This window comes from Amycolatopsis jiangsuensis, from assembly GCF_014204865.1.
In the GTDB taxonomy this organism is placed as follows: Bacteria; Actinomycetota; Actinomycetes; order Mycobacteriales; family Pseudonocardiaceae; genus Amycolatopsis; species Amycolatopsis jiangsuensis.
The window spans coordinates 5,541,870-5,567,794 of record NZ_JACHMG010000001.1 but is presented as its reverse complement, the minus strand read 5'-3'; the positions used below and the strand labels follow the sequence as shown (position 1 = coordinate 5,567,794).

Genomic DNA, 25,925 nt, shown 5'->3' with positions numbered 1-25,925 from the left:
AGGTCCTTAGGTCGAACCTATCGAACTGTGCCGGTCGCGGCGCCGTCTGCGACCGTGCCCGACCGGAACCCTTCGGCGGCCGGCTACTGGACATCGCTGGATCCAGTGCCGGAGCCCGCCTCGGTCAGGCTGGCGAGGGCAGCGGCGTTGCGGGCGGACGCCGCGCGTTGCTGTTCGCGGTAACGGCGGATGGCTGCCGCGGTCCGCCACCGGTCCAGCCAGCCCAGTCCGACGACGCTCAGCCTGTGCATGGTCCACAGCGTCTCGCGGGTCTGCTCCACCCGCTCGCCGAAACTGTCCGGCGCGTCCGGCCAGCCGTCCAGCGTTCCGCGGACCGCGGCGCGGAGCACGTCCGCCGGCAAGTCTTCCGTCGCGAGCGCCCTGGTCGCCGTGGCCAGATCCCGTGCGTAACCTTCGGGGTCGGCTTGGTCTGGCACCCGGGTGAGCTCTTCGAGCAGCAGCGTGCGGCCGCCGGGCGCACTCAGCACGGCAGCCAGTGCACCGTGCCGGTCCAGGACCTCCATGGCATCGGCGATCCGGGCGACGTCCGCACCATCCCGGGTCGCTGCGACCAGGTCGAGAAGCACGGTCGTCGCGTCGGGGTTGTCCTTGCCCAGCAACGTATCCGGCACACCATGCAGGTGCAGGAGCGCGTAGTGCTCGGACAAGCCGGCCGCCGCGGCCGTCTCGGCGGGAGAAAGCCTCGGCGCCAGCGGGGTCTCCGGGAAAGAAACAGTGGCAGCAGCGGGACCGGCCGTGCTCAGCGCGACCAGTTCGGCCGCGGCGATCGGCGTCGCCGCATTCAGCACGTCGAGCTCCGCCTGGATTCGCGCTACGAGACGGTCCTGGAGTTCCGTCGAGCCGGTGAGCGTCAACACCGGGGCAGGGAGGCCGTCCCCGACCCGCTCCACAATGGACTCAGCCATCCAGCGCGCGAGCGTTGCTTCCGACTGCTCGTCGCCGAGCGGCCGACGTCCTGGCGACTGCGGGGGCACCACCGGTCCGACACCCAGCCTGGCCGGGCGACAGACCGCACCGGCACGCCAGATCCCCTTGTCTGTGACGGCGAACAGCTTGCGTGCCGACGACGGCAGATCCACGACCTGCCACCGTCCGGTCGACGCGTCCAGGCGGCGGTCGATCACGTGCCGCACGTCGTGCACGAGAGTCGGCGACAGGGCAGCCAATTCGAGCACAGCGGTCCAGACCAAATCGGGCCGCTCGTGCCGATGGACGTCCAGGGCAACCGATGTCAGGTCCAAGGTGGATCCACCGCGACGGAGTCGCGTGAGGACGGACCCGAGCAGCTTCACGGTCCCTGCCCGGTCGGTCACGCGGACCGGCCCGGCAGGTGGCTGCGGACGGAACCACCAGGTGTGCGATGCGGCACGGACAAGCTCCTCGACCATGCGACGGTCCAGTTCGAGAGCCTGTTCGCCACCGCTGATCAAGTAGTCCGCGGACGGGTGTTCGCTGCCTATCGACTGGACATTCACTGCATCGACCGGGAGGTCCGTACCGCTGGCGCGCAACTCGTCGGTGAACGCCCTGGTCGACACCGGATCAGACGTCAACGGCAGTGGACCTCGGAAGTCTGCAGTGACGCGATCGCGTGCCACGGCGGACAGCTCGACATCGCCCAGCACCGTCGGCTCTTCACTAACGGCGTCCACTTCGGACGCCGAGTAGTGCATCCCGACGATACGGCCGTCCTGACTCCACGGCCGTGGCACGGCGGGCGTCGGGACGTCGTCCAAGCCCTGGAACACCACCGGGTCCGGTGAACCGGAGGTGATCTCCACGGCCGGTTCGCCGGCCGGGCGGAACGAAGTCCTGACCCGACCGTCCCCATCGGAAACTCGGAGCTTCACCGGCACCCGGTCCAGGACGTCCGCCCCCAGCTCCCGGGCGAGGTGCCCGGCCAGTTCCCTGGCAGTGGTCGCCGCCCGCGCTCGGCCGTCCGGACCGGTGCCGGTGACCTCGATGGGCGGCAGCGCACCTCCGCGCGCATCGGCCGCGCGCAGGGATTCGGTCAGCCGCGCAGTGCCATTCTCCAGCGGGTCAGGGGAATCCGCCACCAGTACCGAATCCACGGGTCGCAGAGTGGCAGCGCGCTGGACCTCGCCCAAGTGGTGGTGCACCCGGCTGTCATCGATGTTCAGCAGAGCACGAGCCGCAGGTGGCAGCGGTACATCGTGCACTTCACCGGTGTAGCTGCTGCGATCGGTGACGGTGCGCACGAGCGCGGCCAGCTCCGGGTCGGAAGCGAGGTAGGACAACGCTGCCTGCCACACGAGGTCCGGATCGGCGTGCCGGCGCACCGCGGGCTCGACCGCGGTCAGGTGCAGGTCACCGTCCCGGTTGTACAGACCACGTACCAAGGTCTGGACCACGTGCTGCGTCAGCTCCAGCGTCTCGAAGCGGTCCGACAGCGGGGGCGGGTCACCCTGCGGGGGCAGCAGCCAGCTGTGGTCGCTGTTCATCCGGATCTCCGCCATACCCGGCAGCTCCTGTGCCGAGCTCAGCCCGATCCGGCGGGCGGTCTCGGTCAGCGCGACCGGACCCGAGCGGTACATGACCGACTGCCGGTGCACCCGGCCCAGCGGCGTCGAGAAGAAGCCCTGCCCCAGTGCATCCACCTCACGCGGTAGCAGATTCGCCTGCGTCTGACCGTAGTTCTCGCGCAACTGGTCCAGATAGGCTTTCGCGAACGGGTGCCCCTTGGACATGGTGAACGCCGAGTTCGCGATGTTCCCGCCGACCCGGTGCACCGCGTAACCGGCGTCCGACTCGGCCGCCCGGACGACATCGCCCAGGCCGTGCACGACGTTGTCCCCGTCGGTGTAGAGGCCGCCGAACCGGTACATCAGCTCCAGCCGCAGGATGTCGCTCGCCGCGGCGAAACCCGGCCCGGTCTGCTTGGCCACCTCGGAAAGGTAGAACTCCTGCGTCAGCATCGGATGCTCGCCGGTGAACACCTCGGCGACATCGACCAGCTGGATGTTGTGCTCCGCCGCCCAGTACACCAGGTCCCGGACCTCGTGCAGTGGATCAGGCCCGTCCTCCGGAGCCGCGGTGGTCAACGCCAGTTCGGTCTGCCAGCGCGGAACGTCGGTCCACAGGACCGCGACGATGCCTTCACCGAGCCGGTCCGCGGCGTCCCCGAAGTTGCGGCGGAAGGTCTGCATCGTTCCGGTGTTCCGCAGTGGACCGCCGAGCCAGATCGCGTGCATCAGCAACGGAGTGGCGGTCGTCTTGGCCAGCGGCTCGACGGTACCGGGCGCCCACTCGGCCAGCTTGTCGTCGGCGCGCTCCTTCTCGAGAGTCCACTCGCGATTGTCGTGCAGGTGCGCGGGGTCCAGATGCTCCCGGCTCAGCTGGTAGCCCTTGGTCAGGTCCAGCAGGTCGAGGAAGCTGAGGCTCTGCCCCGCGGTGAGCCGGCTCAGGTCGTGTCCACGCAGGAAGTCCGGCGGCTCCGGTGCGCGGTAGAGGCCGAACAGGTCCGGCCCCAGCAGCGGCGCCGGAGCCGGCCCGTTGACCTCGGTTTCCCGGAGGTCGGACACCAGGTCGCTCGCCGACGAGTAGGTGTTCTCCTCGGCCAGCACGTAGTCCGGGCCGGCTTCCACCGTCGAACCGGCCGACAGCGACTCGCTGGAGACCAAGTGGTCCAGTTCCGGGCGCACCTCGCCGGGCAGCGCCCCGAGATGGGTCGCGACGTCCGCCTTGAACTGCTCGGCAAGCTCGGCCGGTATGGCGACCGGCGGGAGCGGCGACCGGTCGAGGTGGTGCTCCACGAGAGTTTCCGCGTAGTACCGGGCGTCCGGACGTCCGGGGAACGCACCGGCGCGGGCGGGACCGGTGCTCCACGCCGGGTTGAGTCGCACCGGCCGGGACAACTCCGTGCCGGTCCAGGTTCCTTTGCCCGTCACCGTGTAAAGGCCACGCGCCATCGGGGGCAGCTCAGCGCGCGTCCACTTCCCGATCTCCGGGTCGCGCCCTGCTTCGACGACCGTGTGCACCGCGACGTCCGGCCGCGCGGCGAGCCGCGTCAGCGCCGCCGACCAGATCACGTCCGGCCGCTCGTGCCGGGAGACCAGGTCCCGCACCTCGGTCAGTCGCAGCACGCCGGTGCGGGAAACCTCGTCGGCAAGTTGCGATTCCACAGTGGACGCCAACGCGAGCGTGCCGTACCGGTCGGACAGCGGGATCGGGCCGGCTGCGGGCTCTGGCGCCAGCTCACCGTGTTCCATTTCCCGGACGAGGCCGACGATCGCCTCGTCCCCGGGATTGCCGCCGAAGGTCCGAAAGTGCCCACCCTCGGTGACCGTGGTGAAGCTCTGCGTCGCACCGATGGCCTTGCCGAGTGCCGACGAGTCGCGGCCGAACAACGCCGGTTTTGTCGGGGCGTGCACCGTCGCCGGTCCGCCGAGTTCGCTCAACGTGCGCTGGAAGTCGTGGGCGAGGCCGCCCGGTCCGTCGGTCTGGCCGGCACTGCACGCAATGAGCGTGACCGACGAATGAGTCTGCGCGAACAGCGCGGAGTTCGCGACGATCCGGGCGAAAGCGTCCCCGCTGACGCGCACGGTACGGCCGCCCAGCAGTGTCAGTTTGACCGACTCCGGCCGGCCATGGGCGAAGACGAAGAACGAATCCTCGTCCCACGGTGCCGCGGATTCGTCGGCCCATTCACCGAACCGGCGCCCGGACAGTTCCGGCGTCGCCCCGGTCGCTCGGGCCTGCCGCAGCAGCGGATCGAACTTTTGCGGCGTCGCGCCCTCCGGCAGAGTGCTGATCTGCCCGGAGTTGTCGGTGACCCAGTCACGTTCGATGTCCCCGGTCTGCTCACTCGCCGGCAGGAAGGACACCGCACGCACCTTCCCCGACCTGTCCGTGACGGTGTGCGTCTGGATCTCGGAGACGCCGAAGTCGTACGGGCTTCCGGTGTCCGTGTCCCAACCGGACACCGTGGAGACGTTCGCCGCGTCGCTGGCTTCGACCGTCCCTTCCCGGTGTTCCTCGGTGACGACCCCATCGCGCGGGGTGTCCGTCGACGGCTGCGGCCAAGTGTGCGCGCCGATCTGCGTGTCCACTTCGGACTTGGCCTGCCACCACGTCCGGAGTGCCTCGTCCGCCTTTTCCCGGGCAGCACGGATCCGGTCGTTCGCGTCGTCCTGCCGCGCCGAATGGTCCGAATGCTTGTTCCGGTACTCGTCCAGTACGTTCAGGATTTCCGCGGCACGGTCCTGCGCCGCCTGCCGCTGCCGGACCAGGTCGGGCTGCCCGTCCCGCACCTGCTGCGCCTGCTGCTGTGCGTGCCAGGCGTCCGCCACCAAGTCGTTTTGTGCGACCGAACCCGGTTCTTCGCTCAGTGCCAGCGACAGCAACTGCTCGTCGAGGTCGTTGAGCCGGTTGATCTCGGCGTTGCCGGCACGCAGTGCCTGACCCGCTTCGCGTGCCTCGTTCTGCGCTGCATCCAGCGCCTGCCGCAGGTGCCGCACCGGATCGTTGTCGTCGACCGCGACGTTCAGACCGCGGGCACCGCCGGTCGCGTCGTGGACGTTGTCGTTCTCGGCCAACCACGCGTCATCGAAGTCCTGCTGTGCCTTTTCGAGTTCCTCTTCTGCGGACCGCCAGTCCTCGGCGGCCTTCTTCACCGCGTCTTGTGCCGAAGTAAGCGACTCCGGCAATGGCTCGCCGAGCGCCTGTTCGAGATCCGAGCCATTCATCCGCGTCCGGGACGATTGCGGCACCCGTACCTCGACAGCCGCGGTCTTTCCGCCGACGGTGGCGACGACGCGGTACTCGACGTCGAACCCGACCAGCCCGGTCCGGCCCTTGTCCTTGCCGACCACGGAACGCTGCGCCGGGTTCGTGCTCGACGTCGGGTCCACGCGGGCGACCGGATTACGCACGTCCAGCCCACCCCAGGAGTGCATGTTCCGATCCGGGTCGGTGATCCCGCCGGCGCCGAGGTTGCCCTGCTGCTCACCGCTGAGCGTGGTCTTGGCCTCACCGGTGAACGTCGACCCGGACTGCCGGGACCGCTCCAGTTTCACCGAATCGCTCAGGCCGGTCAGGTCGGGCTTGACCACGCGGGCGTACACCTTCACCGAGCCGTGGCCGCTGCCGGTCACCGCGGAGGAGTGCAGCTCCGGCAGGACGAACGGCTTGTCGACCATGTCGGGCAGGTTCGCCTGCAACGTCTCGTTCGTGATCGACGAGGACAACGTGTTGTGGGAGCCGGTCCCCGGGCCGGTGAGCCCGCTGCCCGCACCGGCCAGCCGCAGCGCGCGCAGCGCCGCCGCCCGCACGTCCGCGGCACCACGCACACCCTCGACCATCGAGGAATCCGGCAGGGGACCGAATCCCGCCTGCTGCCAGGACCGCAGCGCGTCCTCACTGGACTGGTCGGCGCCGAGCTCCGTGGTCCGGGATCCGTAGAGCTTGGTGTGGTAACGCTCGTCACCCGAGATCTTCTGGTCGTCAGCCGACGACCGCGAGGTCACGGTCGCCTCCTGCGACGCGACCGGGTAAGTGTGCCCGTCGCGGGCCACGACCAGTTCGAACTGGATTTGGTGCCGGTACCGTGCCGACGGTCCGCTCGAGGACGCCGTCACGGCCGTGGTCGTCGTTTTGTTCTCGACAGTCTGGTCGCTCTTCGCTCGGGTGCCCGACGCCCCCAGGTAAGCACCGTCGTACCCGTTGAGCTTCGGTTGACTGTCCTGGAACAGGCCGCGTCCGGCGCCCCGGACCTGGCCGGTGTAGGAGGAGCCGTGGCCCGAGTTCTTCTTGTCCGTCCGCGAGGAGTTCACGACGTGGTCGACTTCGCTGCCGTCGTTCTGCACGTCCACGAACTGGGTGTCGACGATCTTGGCCTTCAGCAGCAGCTGGTAGTTGTCGGTCCAGAGGACACCCTGGTCCTGTGCCACCAGGGAGACGCCGCCGTCGAGCGCACTGTCCACAAGCGACGTCACTGCTTCCGGGGAAGCCGTCTCCAGCGTGCGCTGCAGATTGTTCATCGAATCGTCGAGCACCGACTTCGGCAGCAGCTTGCCGCCGAGCTTCCCGAGCTGCTGACGGGCTTCCTGCACGAGTCCGGACAGGTTGGGCGCGTCCTCCAGCACCGCCGCACCGAGGGAGTGGGACTTTCCCCCGACCATCGCCGGTGTGGAAAGCGTGCCAGGAGCCGGATTCCGCGGCTCGACCGGCGGCAACAGGCCCTCTGTCCGCGCGTCGTCCTCGGTCATCGAAACGAACACCGAGCCCGGCAGCTGCACGTCCGCGCCCGCCCGCGAGATGGGACCGTTCACCAGGCCCTCCTGGCGACTCTCGGCAACCAGCCGGACATTCGCGTCGTACTGCACCAGGACCGTGCGGCTGCCGGCCGGCGCCCGGGTGGTGTGATCGACACTCGCGGTCATCTCGTTCGACGACCCCGAGGTGCGCTGCCACGGGCTCCACTTCGCCGTGCCGGCGGTCTGGCCCTGGCCGTGCGCGTCACCGGCGGACGGCCGCACGGTCAGCGCCAGCTGCGCGTTGGCTTCGAGCGCTTGTTTGCGGCTTGCTTCGTAAGAGGCCTTTGAGCCGCCGGAATAAGTACGTTCACCGCCGCCGGTTTCGGAGACCGAGACCAGTTTCGGATTGCTGAGCGACATTCCCATCCCGAGGCCGCCGACCCGATCGGCCATCCGGCGTTCGTACCGGAACCCGCCGGCAGTCCCACCCTGCTTCAACAACTTCGGTACGAGCCCACGGAGGTTTTCCGGGGAAAAGAGCCGGTCCACACGGGCACGCGCCTCGCTGCCGGAAAGGCCGAGCACGGCGTCCCCGCCGGCGGCGCGCTGCAACTGCCGCAACCCCTCGTCACGCAGCGCCTCGGTGTTCGCGAACGCGTCGACGTGCAAGAAATTCGGCGAAGGCTGACTCTGCTGCTGGGTCAGCACATCGTCGATGCTCGGAGTGTCCTTCGGGGACATCGCCACGACACCTGGCTTGCCCGAGGTGAACTCGCCGGGGTCCTTCTTCAGCGCCGTACCGTCATTGACCCACAGATCGACCTTGCCGGAGATCTTCGGCAGTGCCGGATGGCCGGTCTCGGCCACAGTGGACACCTTGGGCGTGACCCGGAACGGCGAACCGGGGGTCAGCCTGCGCACCCACGGCCGGTTGCGGGTGTAGCTGGTGATCTCGACCTCGAATTCGACGTCGTGCTCGAACACCTGCGAGTCCGGGCTGCCACCGTTGACCGTCGTGGTCGTCACCGTCGGGCCGCCGGAGTTCTTCCACGTCCGGTTGTCCGAGTACTGCAGTGGCGAGACAGTCGGGCTGATCCCCACCTTCGCCACGGCCGAGGCCGCCGGAATGACGACGCGGCCTTCCACACCGAGCGACCAGCCGCGTTCCGTCGTGGTAGCGCTGGTCAGCGACGGGCTCACCTCGTTGCTGTTCTTGACCGAACGGCCGTCGGACTGGCCGAGGTGCCGGCCCGGTCCGGTCTTCGCCTTCACCGTCACGTTGATGTATTCGTCGGTGAACAGCCCGCGCCGTTTGAGCTGCGTCGACACACCCTGCGTCAGCAGACTGTCCATTCTGCCTCGCAGTGAGGCCACCGAGAACGTCGAGGCGATCTTCCTCAGGTTCGCGAACCGCTCGGCGACGTCACGGCCGGAATCCTGCTGATCACTCTGGAACTTGTCCCAGCGCGGGAGGAACTTCTCGAAGCCGGGCAGATCGCGGAGCGCGGATTCGATCTGCGGCTGGACCTGCGTCGCCGGCGCGAACGATCCGGCTCGCACGTTGCCCGCCGCCGCGGCCGCGGCGAGGTAGGGCGGCTCGTACCGCGTGCCAACGTCCTTGAACTTGGGCGCCGTGTCCTTCGGCACCGGAAGCCCTTGGGCCTTCGCCTCCGGCAAGCCCATCCGGGTGTAGGAAGTGGCTTGCACGGTGGTCTTCTCACCGGTGGAAGTGGTGACGTCGAGGTCGACAGTCACCTTGTACAGGCCGATGTCCCCCTTGGCGTTGACCGTCGACTTGTTCGTGAAGCTGGTGCCGCTGGTGGACTGCTGGTTGATCTTCCGGGAGAAGTTGCCGGTGACACCGGCGACGCCGCTCACCGCGCCGGGCATGCTCGATCCGCCGCCGAAGGTCGCGTTCACGTCGCCGCCGTACTTCGACGATACGGTGGTGCTCCCGCCACTCAGCGACGAATCGTTGAACCGCAGTTCGCCCTCGCCCGGGATCACGCCGAGAAGCTCGACGTTCGTCGGCCTGGCCTGCAGCTGCACCGCATCGCGGTGGGAGCCGTGCGGGCTGAGCAGGTCGTTCGACACCACGGGGCCACCCTGCATCGCGGTCCCCAGCACACTGCGGACCCCGCCGCGGCTGAGGAACTCCCGCAACGTGGTGCGGCCGGGCGCACCGAACTTCGTCACCGATGGATGCAGGTTCTTGCTGACCTGGTCGAACAACGCGTTCTCGTCCAGGTCCACCACCTCGGGCGCGAGGAACTCGATCTGCCCGGCCCAGTCCGGCTTGGGGTCGCCCGGACCCGCCGTCGGCTCCTGCTTCAGATTCGAGAGGTCGGTGGAAAGGACCAGTCCGACCCGTCCATCCACTGTAGATCCGGACAGTCCGCCGGTCTCGTTGCGGACCGTGATGCGGTAGGTGACCGGGACGTCCGCCCGCTGCGTATCGCCCGCCGAGCGGATGACTCGCTGCTCGGTACCGGTCGTCGTACCCGTGTGTTCCGCCGACGGGCTCGCGAGCTGCGCCGAACCGCCGAGCGAAGCGTAAGGCCCGGCGGGGAACATCCCGAAGTACGAGGTGCCGATCACGTTCGCGGTGGTGTCGGTGTGCGGACTGGCGTGCGTGGTCTTGGCTTCGTTCTTGACGTCACCGATCGTCGGCTGCGGCAGCTTCGTGATCCGGTCGGAGCCGACCGAAGCGAAGTCCGGCTCCGCCGTCACGTGCACCTCGTACCACTTCTCGCCGACTCGCACCATCGACTTTCGTCCACTGCCCAGGAAGGACTCGAACTCGGGACCACTCAGCGACTCGGTGATCGCGTCGATGCCTTCGGCTTTCGGCGGATTCTGCTGCGGCGCGCTGAACCCGCGGAGCACGTTCTCGATGGCATTGCCCACGTCCTTCGCACCACGGACGTCCGCCGGAACGATCGACCCGAGTGCTTTCCCGTTCCGCGCGAACTCGGGCAACCGCTGCGTCAGCGGACGCGTATCCGGCTCCTCCTCAGTGGACGTCTCCTCGTCGGCGACGAGTACGGTGTCGTCCTGCTGCGGTTTCCAGTCTGCGACGAGCTGATCGAAGAAGGCCGCACGCTGGGGCGCCTCGGCCCGGAGCCGATCCGGGTCCAGGAAGTAGAACTTGGCTGTCTCAGCCATGTCCTCATTGGGGTTCGTGGAACCGTAACGACTCATCGGCCGCTCGCCGTCGAAGGCCGGGAAGCCGTCCGAAGTCCAGTAGCCGGTGTGCTCGTTGAACGCCCCGAGGTGTTCGCCCCTGAGCGTCTTGGCGATCCGGGCAGCGCGATTGCGGGACAGTTCGTCGCCCTGCTTCGCGAACACGTCCGGGTGCGCGGACTCGAGTCGTGTCACGAATTCCGCACGACGCGGCGAGTTCTCGGCCAGGTTCTGCGGGACGAGTAGATGGGATTTGATCGCCGCCGTGAAGTCGGCGAAGTCGCTGCGGGCGTTCGGATCACTCGGCGGCTCGGCGTCCGGACGCCGCTTCGGGGTGTTGTCCTCGTTCCACACGCCGACGTGTTTGGTGTAGTCGTCGAGAGCGTATTTGAGCAGACCGTGCGAAAGCTCGTGCGTGACCATCCCTTCGACCTCGCGGCGGCCGCCGCCGAAATCCCGGTCAAGGCCGGCGAGCGCGTAGATGTTCACCGTCTTGTGCGAGCCGATGTATTCACCGGCCATAGCAGGCGACATCCGGCCGTTCTCGATGCCCAGGCTCACCGCACCGATGTGCTGCACTTCCTGCTCGATGTCCGCACGGCTGGAGCTTTGCCGTTGCGCACCGATGATCGGCGCGTAGTGCTTCAACGCGTCCTCCGCGCCGGCCCGCTCGTCCGCTGTGAACTCACGCTGTCTCACCGCCTTCAGCGTGAGCGCGCTCGCCTTTGGATTGCTTTCTCGTACTGCTTCGAGGCCACGGTGGGAATCGAAGTCGATCCCGGTCTCCGAATCGGTGGGGTGATCCGAGTCCGGCTTCGGTGGCGCCGCCGCCGGCGTGTGCAGGGACGGCGCGGGATTGTTTCCGAGAGTGTCGGTGAGTGCCTGTCGAGTCGCCACGATGAGGTCGGCGAGCCGCTTCCCGTCCTCCATGTTCTGCCTCATGCCCGCGACCAGACTGCTCCGGTCACCCGGGGACAGGTTCGCGAGCACGTCGGAGAACTTCTCCGGCCGCGGTGGCATCGGCTTGCCGGGTTCGATGCCGGAGAAGGCGGCCTTCTTCGCCAGCTGCACCAGATTCACCTGGTCGGCGGTGAGCTGGGTGTGGTTGCTCAGGTAGCGGCCGATCTGGTCGGCCCATTTGGTGTCTTTCGCGTGGCTCTGGTCGAGTGCGGTGATCCCGTTCGGGTCGGTGCCGACCTTCGCCGCGATCCGCGTGCCGTCGGTCTGGATCGCCACGTTCGGATCGAACTTCGCCACACCGCGGGGGTCCAGGCCGGTCCATTCCGCCTTGCGCTGTGCCAGGACGGAATCGACCAGGCCCTGGCCCTCCTCGGCGTTGTACCGGAACCTGCTGCTGCCTGGTTTGCGGTAGCCGAAGGTGACATCGTTCTCGAGCTGGTCGCGCTTCATCCGGACGAAGGTGTTCGGCTCCGGGAAGTAAACCGAACGCGGATCGACCTCCGCCATCGCCCGGCGTACGTTCAGATCCAGCTGCGCCGCCCGGCTCGCGTTCGCACCGTCGTCCGGCCGTACCTGGTAGCCACCGCTGATCAGCTCCGGTGCACCATCCTCGCTGCCGGTCACGACCGAGTTCACCGCGTCGAACAACGGCCCGCTCGGCGTGTTCAGCGAATGCACGTCCGCGTCGCCCGTGTGGAGGTAGACGTCCTGGTCACCCCCGGATTCGCGGATCTGGCCGATCAGGTCCGCGGTGACCGGATTGCGTGCAATCGTTTCCCGGATCGTGGCGTACGGGATCGTCTTCTGGTCGACCACGTCCGTGGTCGGGTTCTTCCACGTGAATCCCACGACCGCCACCGGGAAGCGGTTGTCCCAGTTGCTCTGGAACTGCTGGATCTGCTGCGAGATCGCCCGTTCCGAACCCGGCGTCCCGTTCAATCCGATCACCAGCGCGAAGCGGCCGTCAGACGAGTTGCCGGTGAAGCCGCCCGCGTACTTCTCGGCGATCGTCTGCAGATCGTCCTTGGTTGTCGCCGGCACTGTGGCCACCACGCCGACGCCGTCCTGGTTGTCGTCGTCGCGCGTGCCGACGTTGCCGATGATCCCGGTCTCGCGCACTACCTTGAAATTGTATTCCTGCTGCGCTTGCTTGAATTCCGCCTTGCCGCCGTTGACCGGCGGGGTGCCTTCGTTCGGGTCCGGTGCATGGCTCGGGAAGTGCAGGCCGGGGTTGGCTTCCGGAGTGTGGTCGTCCTGGGGGGTGGAGTCGTCCGGATTTTCCCGCTGCGAGGCCGGGTTCTGCGCCGGCTCGCTGCCGAGGTGGTGGTCGCGGATGTTCGCGGTGTCCGACACGTTTTCGAGCTGGTCGAGATTGCCCTGGTTGAGCCGCGAGTCGTGCCACGCGTCCGGACCCATCACGCCGGGCTGGTCGTCCCGGTTGAACAGCATGTCGTCGCTGCGGTAGCCCTCCCCCAGACCGAGGAAATGCATCAGCTCGTGGGCGATGCCGAAACTGGAGTCGTGCACGTCCCAGTTGAGCTGATTGGTGTCCGGGGTGCCGCTGTCCACTGTGGAGTCGTGCACATTCACCGGGACCGGGCGTGACGAGTCGGTCTCCCAGCTGGTGTCACCGGGACGAATGTCATCGGCGACGCGCGCGTCGATCCGGATGTGCACCTGGTCGCCGCCGCGCAACTGGTAGTTCTGGTTGATCCAGTCGTCGAGATGGTTCTGCGCGTCCTGGACGAGCTGGGCCCGTTCGTCCGGCGAAACCGATCCGGTGTGGGACGTGAGATCGATCGGGATCGTGTACTCCCGCACCCAATGGCCAGGGGAGGTCTCGAATCGGCGGACATCGAACCGGATGTTCGTGATCGCGCCGGCGAGCTGGCCGCCCTGCAGTCCCTCGCGGTTTCCGCTGAACTGCTCGGCGATCCTCGTGGCCGGGTCGAACCGTTCGGACGCGAACCGCGTGGCCGGGGCAGTGTCCCGGCGACCGTGCCAATCCTGTGGTCCCGGAAGGTTTCTGGAATTGTCCGGCTGCGGGTTCGACGGCGGGTTCGGCTGATTGCGTGGTGCGGCCGAGGGAGTCTGCGTCGCCGCGGAGTGGTTGCCCTGGAGGTTGTCGATGAGGGCTTGCCGCGTCGAGAGGGTCAGGGCGGCGAGCTTCTCGACATCCCCGCGATGGTCTTTCATCTCTCGTTTCAGCGTATTGACGTCCGCCGGCGACAGGTTCGCGGATACCTCGCCGAACCTGCCCGGCCGATTCGGCGTCGGCCCGTTCGGGGTGATTCCGTGGAACGCGGCCTTCGCGGCGATTTTCGCCAGGTTGGGGTCGAGATCGGTGTGGTTCGCGAGGTAATGGCCGATCTGGTCGGACCAGGTGGTTTCGTTCGCGTGACTCTGGGTCAACGCGGTGATGCCGTTCGGGTCCGTACCGACTTTGCTCGCGATGCGCGATCCGTCGGTCCGGATGGCCAGGTCGGAGGTGAACTTCGCGATCGCGTCCGGGTGCCCGCTGTACTGCCAGCCCGGATTCCGCTGCGACAGCACCGAATCGACGAGCCCCTGCCCTTCCTTGGCGCCGTAGTCGAATTTGCCGGTGTTCGGGTTCTTCGTACCGAACGTCGCGTCGTTTTCGAGCTTGCCGCCGTCCATCCGCACGAACGTGTTGGGCTCGGGAAAGTAGACCGACCGCGAGTCGACGCCGGCGAGCGCCTGGCGCACGTCGAGATCCAGTTGGGCGGCCTGGTTGGCGAGGTCCCCGTCGTCCGGACGGACACGGTAGCCGCCACTGATCAGCTCCGGTGCACCCTCCGGATTGTTCCGCACAGTATCGTTCACCGCATCGAAAAGGGGTCCATTATTGGTATCCAGGGAATGCAGGTCTGCATCGCCGATGTGCAGGTATACCTGGTTGTCGCCACCATTCTGACGTATTTTATTAGTCAGGTTCTCGGTGACCGGGTTCCGGACGATCGTCTCGCGGATACCGCCGTAAGGAATGGACTTCTGATCGACGACGTCGGTGGTCGGGTTCTTCCAGGTGAACCCCACCACCGCTACCGGGAAGCGATTGTCCCAGCTGTTCTGGAACTGCTGGATCTGCTGGGATATTGCTTGCTCGGAGCCTGGATTGCCATTGATCCCGATCACCAGGCCGAAGCGGCCCTTGCCGGAATCACCGGTGAACCCGGATTCGTATTTCTGCGCGATCGCGTTGAGGTCGTCGCTGGTGGTAGCGGCGACCGTGGCCACCACGCCGACGCTGTTCTGGTTGCCGGCGTTCCGGTTACCGACGTCGCCGAGGATTCCGGTTTCGTGGACCACGGTGTACTTGAAGTTCTTCAGGTGCTGCCTGAAGTCGTCCTTACCCCCGGTGACCGGAGGATTCTTGCCGACGTTGGGCCCAGGCGTGGGCCTCGGTGCGGGCGCCGGCTTCTTCGGCGCCGCAGCCGGGGTATGAAGATTGCGCCGAGGCGGTTTCGACGGAGTGCTACCGGCCTTCGGCGCCGGCGTGGGATCGGTGCTGATCGACGTGGCCGGCGGGGGAACCGGCCTCGCGGACGGCCCGGACTTCGTCCCGGCAACTGGGTTCGGATTCCGGGACGGGCTGGGCTTCGTCTCGGTGTTCGATCTCGGTTTCGCGGACGGGCTGGGCTTCCCGTCGGTGGCCGGAGACGGGCCCGGGTTTGGCGACGGGGCCGGGTTTTGTGATGAATCCGGGGTCGGCGACGGGCTGGGGTTCGAAGCCGTCGACTGGTTCGAGTTCGGCGACGGAGGCGGGCTGGGCGTCGGCGAGACGTTCGGCTGGGGATTGGCCGTCGGTGAGCTGATGCTGGCTGCGGGGCTCGGGCCGTCGACGTTGCTCTTCGGGTTCGGCCCGGCGTTCGGGGTGGGGCTCAAGGTCGAGCCGACGCCGCGGACGCTGCCGGACGTGGGTGGCGGAACCGGCTTGGGCTGGGGGGTCGGGCCGGGATTGGCGGGACGGTTCGGTCCGGGCGTGGAGTTCTGGCTCGGGGTCGGCGACGGACTGGCCGTGCCGCTGGGGTTCGCGGACGGGTTCGGCGAGGAGTTCACGTTCGGAGTTGACGACGTCCCCGGCGTCGGCGACGGGCTCGGGCTGGGCGCCGGGCGCGGGTTCGGCGAACCGTCGGTGTCCGGCGACGGGGACGGGTTCTGGCCGACGTTCGGGCTGGGTGTCGGGGCGGGATTGGGGCTCGTTTCCGGGCGGGGGCCGGTGCTGGGGCTGAGGCTCGGGCCGTGGTCGGAGTCGTGTCCGGGGGTCGGCGAGGGGGTGGGGGTGTGCTGGGTGCCTGGCTGGTTGCCGGCCGCCGGGCTCGGGTTCGGGACAGAGGCTGGGCCGGTGGCGGGATTCGGTGTGCCTTCGGCGCCGGGGTGCGGGGTGGGTGCCGGGTTCGTGCTCTGGTTGCCGCCGAAACCGGGTAGCCCGGTGTCCTGGTGGGTCGCGGACGACGGCGGCGGGGTGGACAGGTGATCACCAACGGTGGCGGGCGGAGGCGTTGCCGAACCGCCGCGGTTGCCGGTGGGCGGTGCTGAGACGGGCTCGTTGGTGCCGCCGAAGTCGTGCCCCGACGAACTCGGGCCGACGGGCGACGGAGCAGGCCGACCGGTGTCAACCGAACCCGACGTCGACGGCGGAGGCGCAACATCATGGCCGGTGCCCTTCGCGCCGGGGGAGGGATTGGTCGCCGGATTCGGGCTCCCGCCTGGATTGGTACCGGAGTTGGGGTTGGTGCTGGTGCCCGGCGGGTTGGCACTGGTGCCCGGTGGGTTGGCGCTGGTGCCCGGATTAGCGCTGCTGCCTGGGTTGATACCGGTTCCGGAGTTGCTGCCCGGGTCGGTGCTCGTGCCCGGGTCGGTGCTAGCGCCCGGGTTGGTGCTCGTGCCCGGGTTGGTGCTCGTGCCCGGGTTGCTGCCAGTGCCGGAGTTGCTGCCCGGGTTGGCGCTGGCACCCGGGTTGGTACCGCTGCCGGGGTTGATGCCAGTGTCGGAGTTGCTGCCTGGGTTGGCGTTGCCGCCCTGGTCCGAGTTGCCGCCCGGGTTGGTGTTGGCGCTCGGGTTGGCATTGCCGTCCGGATTGCCGTTACCGCCGGGGTTCGCATCGCTGCCCGGGTTGGTGGTGCTGCCGGGGTTTGCGTTGTTTCCTGGGCTTCCGTTGATGGCGGGGTCCGGGTTTCCGCCTGCGTTCGTGGTGGTTCCGGGTTGGGGGTTCGTTGCTGGATTCGTGGTTGGGGGCTGGTTGCCGGGGGCGGGGTCGCCCTGGCCGGTGTCCTGGTTGGTGCTGCCGTTGGTGCTGGGAGTGGTGGCCGGCGGGGTGGCGTTCTGGTTCGTGGTGGACTCGTTGGTGCCGGTATTGGAGTTGGCACCACCCTGGTTGCCGGTGTCGGAATTGGTTCCGCCGGGGCTGGAGTTGGCGTCACCTGGAGAGTTGTGGCTCGTTCCCCCGGTCGGGTTCGTGTTGCCGGACCGGTCGGCGCCCGTCTGGTTCGAACCGCCAGTTGGGTCGGACCCACCTGCCGAACCCGGACCAGTTGCTGGGTCGGACCCATTTGCCGAACCAGGGCTCGTTGCCGGGTCGGACCCACCCGCCGAACTTGGGCCATTCGTTGGGTTCGACCCACCCGTCGAATCCTGACCACTCGCTGGGTTCGACCCACCCGCGGGATTCGAACCGGCTCCGGGAGCGGGGGCGGCCCCTGGAGTGGGTCCGTTCGCTGGGTTCGAGCCGCCAGACGATCCCGAGCCGCCGGTTGGGTTCGAGCCGCCAGACGATCCCGAGCCGCCGGTTGGGTTCGAGCCGCCGGTCGGGCCGGGGCCGCTGCCAGGGGTTGAGCCGGCTGCCGGGTCCGAGTTGCCGGGGGCTCGGGGGGTGTCGCCTCCGGAGTTGCTGTTTCCGGAGCCGTTTCCCCCAGAGCCGTTTCCGCCAGGGGTGCCGCCTCCGGAGTTGCCGCCCTCGGGGGCACCGCCTCCGGAGTTGCTGCCCCCAGAGTCACCGCTCCCGGAGTTGCTGCCGCCGGAACTGCCCCCGGAGCTGCCGCCCGAATCGTTGCCGCCGGGGGATGGCCGGGCGCCGGGTGGGGGTGCGTCGGGGCCGTCTACCGGGGTGACGTCGATGTTGCCGGTTCCGTTGTTGCCGCCGGGGTCCTTCGGGCCCTGTCCCTGGCCGCCGTTGCCGCCGTCGTTCAGGTGGTCGTGCAGGCTCTGGCCGGCGCGACCGGCGCCGTGGGTCGCGGCGCCGCTCAGGCCGCCGTTCAGGGCGCCCCAGCCCAGGCTGTCCAGGTCACCGCCGAAGAGGCCGGCGCCGGACAGGCCCACGACGACCTCGGTCGCCGCTTCGACGCCGGCCGCGCCGAACACGTTGTGGCCCCATTTTCCCAGTCCGCTGTGCGCCCCCGCGGCGAAGGCGCCGCCGATCGCACCCAGTGCGGCGTTCTGGCCGATCTGCTCCCAGTCGAACCCGTCCCGGTTCCCCTGCGCGATCTGGATGAACTCGGCGAGCATCTCCTCGGCCGCCTCTTCGGCCGCCTCCTGCGCGGCCTCCCTCGCGACCCTCGACAGCAAACTCATCAGCCGCGACATCAACGACCGCTCGACCTGCATCACGGCCGTCCGCCCGGCCGCCCAGATAGCCGGGATCAACGGGGCGGTGAACGGGTTCGACATCGCCCAGATCAGGTCCGCCGCGGTCACCGCGATGGAAATCAGAATGCCGTACTTGGCATTTTCCACGTTGAGCGCGTATTCCCGCAGCGCCGCCGCCTGCTGCTGGGCTTGAGCCGCGTACCCGGCGCCCATGGTGCTCAGCTTGTTCGCGAACGACGCGAAGTTCGTCGCAACGTCGCCGCCGACGTTGCTGGTCACCCGCTGCGACAAATTGCTGAAACCCTGGTCCGCCGCCGCGATCTGGGCGGCGACCTGGTCCCATTCCGCGGCCAGTTCGCGGGCCTTGTCCTCGTCGCCCTGCGGCCAGGCGTCACCCGCGATGATGTAGAACACCCAGTTCAGGCTGGGATCGACCATCAGGCTCATCGCGGGTTCACCTCCTTCGGACACAGGCGGGACGGAAACAGGCCGGCGGTTCCGGCGAGACCTCGCCCTCCGGGCTCGTCATTCCCGCGCGGACCGGGTGCGTCGGCCGCGGCGGTTCCTCGCCCGTACTAGGCCGGCGGCGGTGAGTCGGAGTCGCCGCCGGAACCCGAACCGCCGCTGCCCACTTTTTCGTTCAGCTGCGTGAAGTTCTGGAGCAGCAGGTTCGACGCGTCGAAGGCGCCCTGGTCGGCCTCGCGGAACGACGTGGCCATGTCGCCGATCGAGTCACGGGTCGCCTCGACCGCGGCCGCCCAGGCGTTGATGCCGTTGTAGATCCCGGTCGCCGATTCGAGGTGCGTTTTGTAGAACTCGTTGCCGTTCTTGTCGTTCCCGGCGGCGTCGCTGATCCGGCTGGGGTTGGCGAGGCCCTGCACCCGCTGGGCCAGCGTGCGCAGCTCGGTGCTCTTGCCGTCGAATCCGTCGCGTCCGTTGTCGAGTCCGTCGGCGTCGACGAAAAACTGGTCCGTCACGGCAGGTTCCCTTCTTCGAATCCCGGCACACGCGCCGAGAACAGGGCATTCACGTCCACTTTCCCGCTCATCAGATCCTCCGCGGAGATTCCCGGCGGCAGCATCGGCGCCATCAGTTCGGCGGCCGCGGCCACGGACTTCTCCCGTGCCGCGGCAACGGTCTGCACGATCACCGAAGCCAGTTCCGCAGGTGCCATGCGCTTGTACGCGCCGGTCGGGAACGAAAGCTCGGTGAGCTCACCGGTCCGGCCGACAGTGGCGGTCACCTCGCGCCGCGCCGACGTGGCGGAGCTGGTCGCGGTATCGACCTCGTTGCGCGTCTCGTCGAAATGCTCACGCTGACGCTGATAGGCACCCATCGCGTCTTCGAGCATCTTCTCGTACTGCGAACTCATCGAAGGACCTCCCTTGCTCAGCCGACCGAGGCCAGGCCCGGCCCGAGGGCCAGCGCACCGGTGTCGGGCGGGCGGATGCCCCGCAGATCGGCGGCGGCCAGCGTGCGGGACGCGGCAGCGGCCGAAAGCGTGCGGGCGAGTTCGTGCGCGGCGTGTGCGGTGTGCTCGGAGGCCGCGGACAGCTCGTGCGCCAGCGCATCGCGTACGTCGTCGGGAACCTCGTGGCCACGGCGAACCAGCAGCCGCACCGCGATCTCCGCGAGCTCGTCCACTGTGTACTCACCGAGCTGCCAGCCGTACGGGAACGCCTCACGCAAGGTGGGCAGCTGCGCCAGCAGTTTGCCCACCCGATCGCTTTCGCCGGTGAACACCACGACCGGGTCCGCGGGGCGGCGGCCGATCATCCCGGCCAGCGCCTCCAGCGCCTCAACCCCGGGAGTGTGCGGCGACGTGTCCCAGTCGCCGTCGAGATCGACCACCAGCGTGCCGCCGGAGGCGTCGTCCACCGCGGCCCGTACCAGGTGCTCGGCCTGCCCCGGCCAGCGCGGCGACAGTTCCTCGGCGAGGTGCCGGCGCACCATCTGTCCAATGGGGACCATGCCGAACTCGGAAAGAATCTGCCCGTACAGCTTGGCGTACTCCGACCGGCCGGTGCCCCGTTTCCCGCTGATCACCAGATTCGCCTGGTGTCCCAACGGTTGCCTGGCGTGCGTGAGCTTGCCCAGGTTGAGCAGCAACTGCTCGGCATTCTTCCGCACCGAGGACTGCCCGACCAGCCCACTCAGCCGCTTCCACCCCGCACTCGTCTCCACGGCGGCCACCGGATCAGCGGTCACCGACACTGTGGACTGAGCCGCCGACGGCAACTGCGTCAGTTCGGCACCGAGATCGTCGGCAGTCAGCCGGTTCAGCTCGATGTCCTTCGACGGCGGGTGCAATGCCAGCCGGGACGCCTGGTTGTTCACCATCGCCTCGAAAAGCTTGCGCGCCACACGGCCGTTACCGAACGTGGACGTCTTCGGCACGCGCTCGAAGTACTCCCGCAACGCGCCCAGCGCATCGTCGGTCATTTCGTAGTAATGCTTGCGCGTCAACCCGGTGGTGATGGTGACCAGTTCGTCCACGCTGTAGTTCGGGAATTCGATGGTGCGGGTGAATCGCGACGCGAGCCCGGGATTCGACTGCAGGAACTGCTCCATCTGCTCCGAATAGCCCGCGACGATCACCACCAGCGAATCGCGCTGGTCTTCCATGATCTTCATCAGCGCGTCGATGGCTTCCTGGCCGAAGTCCGGTCCGGAACCGCCGGTGGGCGCACTCAGCGTGTACGCCTCGTCGATGAACAGCACGCCGCCGATGGCCTTTTCGACCACCTCGGTGGTCTTGATCGCGGTCGACCCGATGTACTGCCCCACCAGGTCCTGGCGCGCCACCTCGATCATGTGCCCTTTGGACAGGATTCCCAGCTCCGCCAGCACTGTTCCGTACAGCCGGGCGACGGTCGTCTTACCGGTACCCGGCGGACCCGCGAACACCAGATGCCGCGACATCGGCGGCATCGGCAACCCCATCCGTTCCCGCATCTGCGACATTTTGATCAGGTTGATCAGGCCGGTGACTTCCTTCTTCACCCCAGCAAGGCCGACCAGCGACTCCAGATCACCCAGCGGGCCTTCGAGCACTTCACCGGCCGCCTCGCTCACCGTCTGGTCGGAAGTGAGTTCCGGCGCCGCGAAATCGCCCGGCGGACCCGCGCTGATCGGCTCATCGGTGGCCCGTGTCGAATCGGTGATCAGGTTGTCCACTTCGGTCTTCTCGCCACTGGAAACGAATTCGCCACCAGCACCGTTGACCACGCAGTCGCGGATGCTGACCGCTTCGGTGGTCTCGACGTGGAAACCGTCCGCTTCGGCACCGAGGATCTCGCACTCGGTGAACGCCGCACGCGAGGCGACGCGCACACCGTTGCCTCGCGCGTTGCGTACCCGGCACCGCGACGCGACCAGCTTCGCTCCCGCGAAGACCGTGATCCCGTCCGTGCCCGACTCTACGATCTCGCAGTCCTGCAAGGAGGTTTCCGTGGTGCCCGCCACCTGCAGGCCGCCGCCACGCACCAGCACGGACTTGGCCGACGACGAGGCACCGGAGGAGAACGACACGGCCGCCTCGGCGCTCGAGGTGACCCGGATGTCGGTCAGCGTCAGCCGCGCGTCTTCGGTGACCTGAACCCCGGTTTCCCGGCCGGTCTCGATCGAAGCGTCCGCAAGATCCAGAGTGGACTGTCCGGAAAGGATGATACCGGGCCCGCTGTCGGTGGTCAGCCGCAGTCCGCCGATGGTCACCGCGGACTCCGCACTGATCATCATCGCGGTCTGCGAGGAACCGCGTACGGTAGCGCGCTCGAACCGCGGCCGCGCCTGGTCGTCGACGAGGATCGTGATCGGCGACCCCTCGAATGTGCAGTCCACGAACTGCGGCGCCGCGGCTCCGGTGGCCTGCACGGCGTTCCCACCGGCCCCGGCGAACACGCACTCCCGCAGCAGTGGCGCGGCCGAGGCCGCCACATGCACCGCCTGCATCGGCGCCGACCGGAACTCCGACGACGCCACGGAAACCCGGCCCTGGCTGGTCACGTACAGGTCCACGTTCGCACTGTCCCGGACGGTCAGGCTGGTGATCGTGGCCCGGCCCTGCTGCTCCACGACCATCGCCGGCTTCTGTGCCCCGGCGATCTCGCACTGCTCGATGACCGCGACCGCTTCACCGTTCACGCACACGCCGTTGCCCGCCGCACCCTGCACCACGCAGCGTCGCAGCACCACGGAACCGACCTCGGCCACCACTACCCCGGACGAAGCGGCGTCGACGATTTCGGTGTCCTCGATGGTCGACTGCGACGGCGAGGCGATCACCACCCCGGCGCCGGCCGTGCTGGTCACCGTGCAGCCCCGCAACGCCAGGGAACCTTCCAGCCGGGCCAGCAGCGTCGCCCACGAATTCCCGGACAGCCGGCACCCGTCCAGCGCCGCCTCCCCGCGGACCACGTCGACCGTGACCAGCTGGTCGTCGGCGCCGGTCAGGGTGAACCCGCTCAACTGCACCGCTTCGGCGTTGGCGACCAGCACACTCCCGGTGGTGGCCACGACCTCCACCGTGCCCGCACCCTGCTCGGCCACGAGGGAAACCATCCGGTCCACCACGAGGTTCTCCTCGTAGCGTCCCGGATGGACACTGATCGTCGCACCCGGCTGCGCCTGCGCCAGCGCCGCGCCGATCGTCGGGTACGCACCCGGCCGATCACCGGCGACCACGAGCAACTGTCGGTTCATCGTCTCCGCCTCTCCACCCTCAGGCCAGTCCCGGGAGCGCCCCGAACCGCTCCGCCGCCTGGTCGTCCAGCACCGTCCTGACCAGATCCGCACCGGCTTCCGCCCAGCTCTCGAGCGTGCGCCGCAGCGAGTTCATGGCCAGCTCGTCCAGGGACACCCGGTCGCTCGCCACCCGCCCGGTCTCATCGATCTCGCTCGCGGTCAGCTCCCGCAGCAGCACCGCACCGCGGGCTCCGTCGGCCGGCTTCCGGGTCTCCAGCACCTTGAAACTCGTTCCCGGCACGAACAACACCCGGTCCGCCACGCCACCCTCGGCCGGCTCCAGCAGCTTCGTGCGCCGTCCGGTGATCGACCAGACGAGCACGTCGGTCTCCCCCGCGACCGCCGCGGAAGGACGGATCAGCGCGTTCAGGAAACCCCATTCGGTGAGCACTTTCCGCCCGTCCAGCAGCGACCACGCCGACGACGGCAGGTCGGTGGCGAACGTCGCGGGCCCGCGGTGCGAGGGCAGCCGGCTCAACCCGGCCACCACGCACCGGGCGACCGGCACGTGCGGGCCGTTCACGCCGCGACGCAGACCGCTGTCGATAGCCGCGCCCTTGCGGGACAGGTAAAGCTGCACGGCCACCGCGTCGGTCAGCACCTCGGCGGACGACGAGGTCGACAGAACGCCCTGGAAGCCCGGGTGCTCGGACAGGATCCGCGCGACTGTGTTCGACATGAGGCCGTACTCCGCGCCGAGGGACTTGCGCAGCCACTGCCGCTCCTTGTCCGCGCCGCGTTTGGGCAGCAGTGCGGTGGATTCCGCACCAGGGGTCGCCTGGAAACGCAGCTCCGCCCGGGTCTTCCCGGGTTTCGGGGCGGCCGCGGACGGATCGGCGGGGGTGACGGTGACCGGAGCCGGGCTCAGCCGCTGGGCGAGCGACGGATCCGACTTCGGTGCCGGGCCGGCGGGTGCCGGTTGGGGAGCGGCCGCGGAACCGGCGACGGGGACGTCCGTCGGCGTGGCCAGGCCCGCGACGTCGACCGGCATGGCGGGCGGCGGGGTCGCCGGCTTCGGAGCTGCAGGAGCCGCAGTGGTGGTTTCCGGCGCGCCCGGCTTTGTCGAGACGTCGGTCACCGGATCCGAGACGGTGGACAAAGCTTCCGGAGCAATCACGGTCGAAGTGGGCGCTTCCGTCGGGACCGCGGGGCCCGAAGTGGTCGCCTCACCTGAGACCGCAGGGCCCGAAGTCGTTGCCTCGCCGGAAGCCAGGTCTCCCGGAACCGCGGGTCCCGAAGCCGTCAGGTCGGCCGGCTCCGCGGGGGCGACCGGACTGGACGGTGCGGCGGGACGGGAGGGCTCGGCCGCCGGGTCCGTGCGAGGGGAACCGGCCGGGGCGACGGGGCCGGCAGCCGAGGCCGGGGCGACAGGGTTGGGTGTCGAGACCGGTCCGACGGGGCTGGGTGCCGGTGCGACGGGATTGGGCGCCGGTGTGGCGAGCGCGCCGGGGAACTCCGTCGGGGCGGCAATGCCGAGGGCGGCCGGGGCTGCCGGCCGGTAGGCGGGCACGGGGGTCGCCGGGCGGTATTCCACGGCCGGGGCCGGTGCGGTCAGTTCCGCGGCGGCTTCGCCGGGCGACGGGTGACCGGACTCGATTTCGGCGAGTGCCCTGGTGGTGACCTGCGGGCGGGTGCGTTCGGCGAGCAGTGCGGCGGCGGAGGACACCCGGCTCATCCGCCGGGTCTGCTCGTCGAGCCGGGCCAGCAGGTCCTCGGCCAGCAACCGCATCCGCGGCGCGGACGCCTCGTCGGAGGCGTCGAAGGTGAGGTTGTGCACCGCGGCGTCGAGAGTGAGTGCGCGGACCGCGGCGGTGTTCGGGCCGTCCTGGGGCGGGCGGACGAGCAGTCCTGATCGGACGACCTCGATGACGGCGTCGGGGGCGTACCAGTAGACCGCGGGGGCGAGCTCGTCGAGCCCGTGGACGGGTGGACGGTGGGAGAGCAGTTCGGGCAGCGGAACCGGGGTCTCGCCGGATTCGCGTGGCTGATAGCCGAGTTCGCCCGCGAACGGACGCCATCCCAGCCTGCCGTCGTGGAGGACCGTGCGCTGGGTCGGCATGCGTGGCGAACCGACCGGGATGCCGGCGTAGAAGGCGACCGGTTTGCCCAGCAGATCGGCCAGCGCCTGACCGGCGGTGACACCGGCGGGCACGGCCACCGGTCCGTACTGGACGAACCGAGCGCCGGCGCGGACGTTCTCGGGCAGCCGTGCCCAGAGCCGCGCGGCGTCGTCGAGGGTCAGCGGCGGGCAGCCGGGGGAACCCAGCACGATGGTGATGGTGTCGTGCTGCGCGGGCATTCCGGCGATGAGTGCTCGGCGGTGATGACGCTGCGGGCCGTCGAAGCCGACCGGACGGATCCAGAGACCGCCGGGCAGCGGTTCGGCGACCCCGCGGGAGCTGGTCGGGATCAGTTCGGCGGTGACACCGCAGTCCCAGGCCGGACGCGGGAACCGTTTGGCCTCCCAGGAAGGTGCGCGGCCGGGACGGAAGCGGACCCAGCCGCTGCCGCGTCCGGAGTGGACGAACAGCGCGCCGCCGGCGCTGGGGATGACCGAACCATCCGGTGCCAGCACGGGACGGTTGATGCGTTCGGCGAGCCATTGCCCGGCCAGCGCGGTGGTTTCGCGGGAACGGCCGCCGATCACCAGCCGTACTCCGCGCCGGCGCCGGGGCAGGGCCTTGGCCACCGACTCCCACATCGAGATGGGCGAGTCGACCGGCAGGTCGACGACGACAAGGTCGTGTTCGGCGTCGGCCGCCACGCCCAGCGCGAGAGCCTGTGCCTCGCCGGTCATCCCCTCCGCGAGGTGCACCACCAGCGCGTTGCCCACCGTCTTCTTGTCCAGTGCGGCCAGCGAATTCGCCGTGCCGCGCCGAGCCAGGGAGAGCTCCATGGTCACCTTCCTTCCTGCCGCTGCCTCGACCCGCTCAGACCGTGCGCCCGGGTACCGGGGCCGGTCCGGACGGCGACGAGCCGGTGTGGTGCGCGATCAGGCCGTAGACGAAGAACCCGACGGCGATCAGCACGCCGAGCAGCAGCCCGACCAGCAGGCCGGTCCACGCCCGCTTCGCCGGGACGTCGAGGTGGCTGGCGTCGCCGAGTACGAGTGCCGAGGTCATCCGTCCGATGAGGAACGAGTACGCCTCGACGTGGTCCTTCTGGGTTTGCACCATGTCCGGGTCACCTCCCTGTCAT

The 25,925-nt window shown here is 68.9% G+C and carries 8 protein-coding genes and 1 pseudogene; 2 read left to right on the top strand and 7 right to left on the bottom strand.

The features are described 5' to 3' along the window. Positions 1-83: 83 nt before the first annotated feature. Positions 84-14,708 carry a glycosyltransferase gene (locus BJY18_RS25135; protein WP_184782425.1) on the bottom strand — a complete coding sequence of 4,875 codons (14,625 nt, stop codon included), beginning with the start codon at positions 14,706-14,708 and terminating at the stop codon, positions 84-86. Between the two features lie 196 nt (positions 14,709-14,904). On the opposite strand from BJY18_RS25135, the gene BJY18_RS25130 reads away from it, so the two are divergent. Continuing rightward, positions 14,905-15,876 carry a hypothetical protein gene (locus tag BJY18_RS25130; RefSeq protein WP_184782424.1) on the top strand — a complete coding sequence of 324 codons (972 nt, stop codon included), beginning with the start codon at positions 14,905-14,907 and terminating at the stop codon, positions 15,874-15,876. Positions 15,877-17,886: 2,010 nt separating this feature from the next. After that, positions 17,887-18,177, top strand: coding sequence for a hypothetical protein (locus BJY18_RS25125; RefSeq protein ID WP_184782423.1), 291 nt, complete (start codon positions 17,887-17,889; stop codon positions 18,175-18,177). Here BJY18_RS25125 and BJY18_RS38260 read toward each other — a convergent pair. The 6 genes and pseudogenes from BJY18_RS38260 to BJY18_RS25095 all read right to left on the bottom strand — a co-directional run. Further along, positions 18,105-18,422, bottom strand: a pseudogene (locus BJY18_RS38260) (WXG100-like domain-containing protein); the annotation flags it as partial. The gene BJY18_RS25125 and the pseudogene BJY18_RS38260 sit on opposite strands and share 73 nt — an antisense overlap. A 137-nt stretch (positions 18,423-18,559) precedes the next feature. Further along, complete coding sequence (locus BJY18_RS25115; RefSeq protein WP_246458967.1) at positions 18,560-18,961, bottom strand: hypothetical protein; 402 nt, start codon at positions 18,959-18,961, stop codon at positions 18,560-18,562. Beyond that, on the bottom strand, positions 18,958-19,356 hold the full coding sequence (locus BJY18_RS25110) for a YbaB/EbfC family nucleoid-associated protein (RefSeq protein WP_184782421.1): 399 nt from the start codon (positions 19,354-19,356) through the stop codon (positions 18,958-18,960). The genes BJY18_RS25115 and BJY18_RS25110 overlap by 4 nt, the downstream gene beginning before the upstream one ends. A 17-nt stretch (positions 19,357-19,373) precedes the next feature. Further along, positions 19,374-22,685 (bottom strand): right-handed parallel beta-helix repeat-containing protein, encoded by a 3,312-nt coding sequence (locus BJY18_RS25105; RefSeq protein ID WP_184782420.1) that lies wholly within the window; start codon positions 22,683-22,685, stop codon positions 19,374-19,376. 19 nt (positions 22,686-22,704) lie between these two features. After that, the gene (locus tag BJY18_RS25100; RefSeq protein ID WP_184782419.1) at positions 22,705-25,623 is read right to left on the bottom strand and encodes a hypothetical protein; all 2,919 of its coding nucleotides are present in this window, start codon (positions 25,621-25,623) and stop codon (positions 22,705-22,707) included. A 34-nt stretch (positions 25,624-25,657) separates the two neighbouring features. After that, positions 25,658-25,903 (bottom strand): type VII secretion protein EccB, encoded by a 246-nt coding sequence (locus tag BJY18_RS25095; RefSeq protein WP_184782418.1) that lies wholly within the window; start codon positions 25,901-25,903, stop codon positions 25,658-25,660. Between the last annotated feature and the right edge of the window lie 22 nt (positions 25,904-25,925).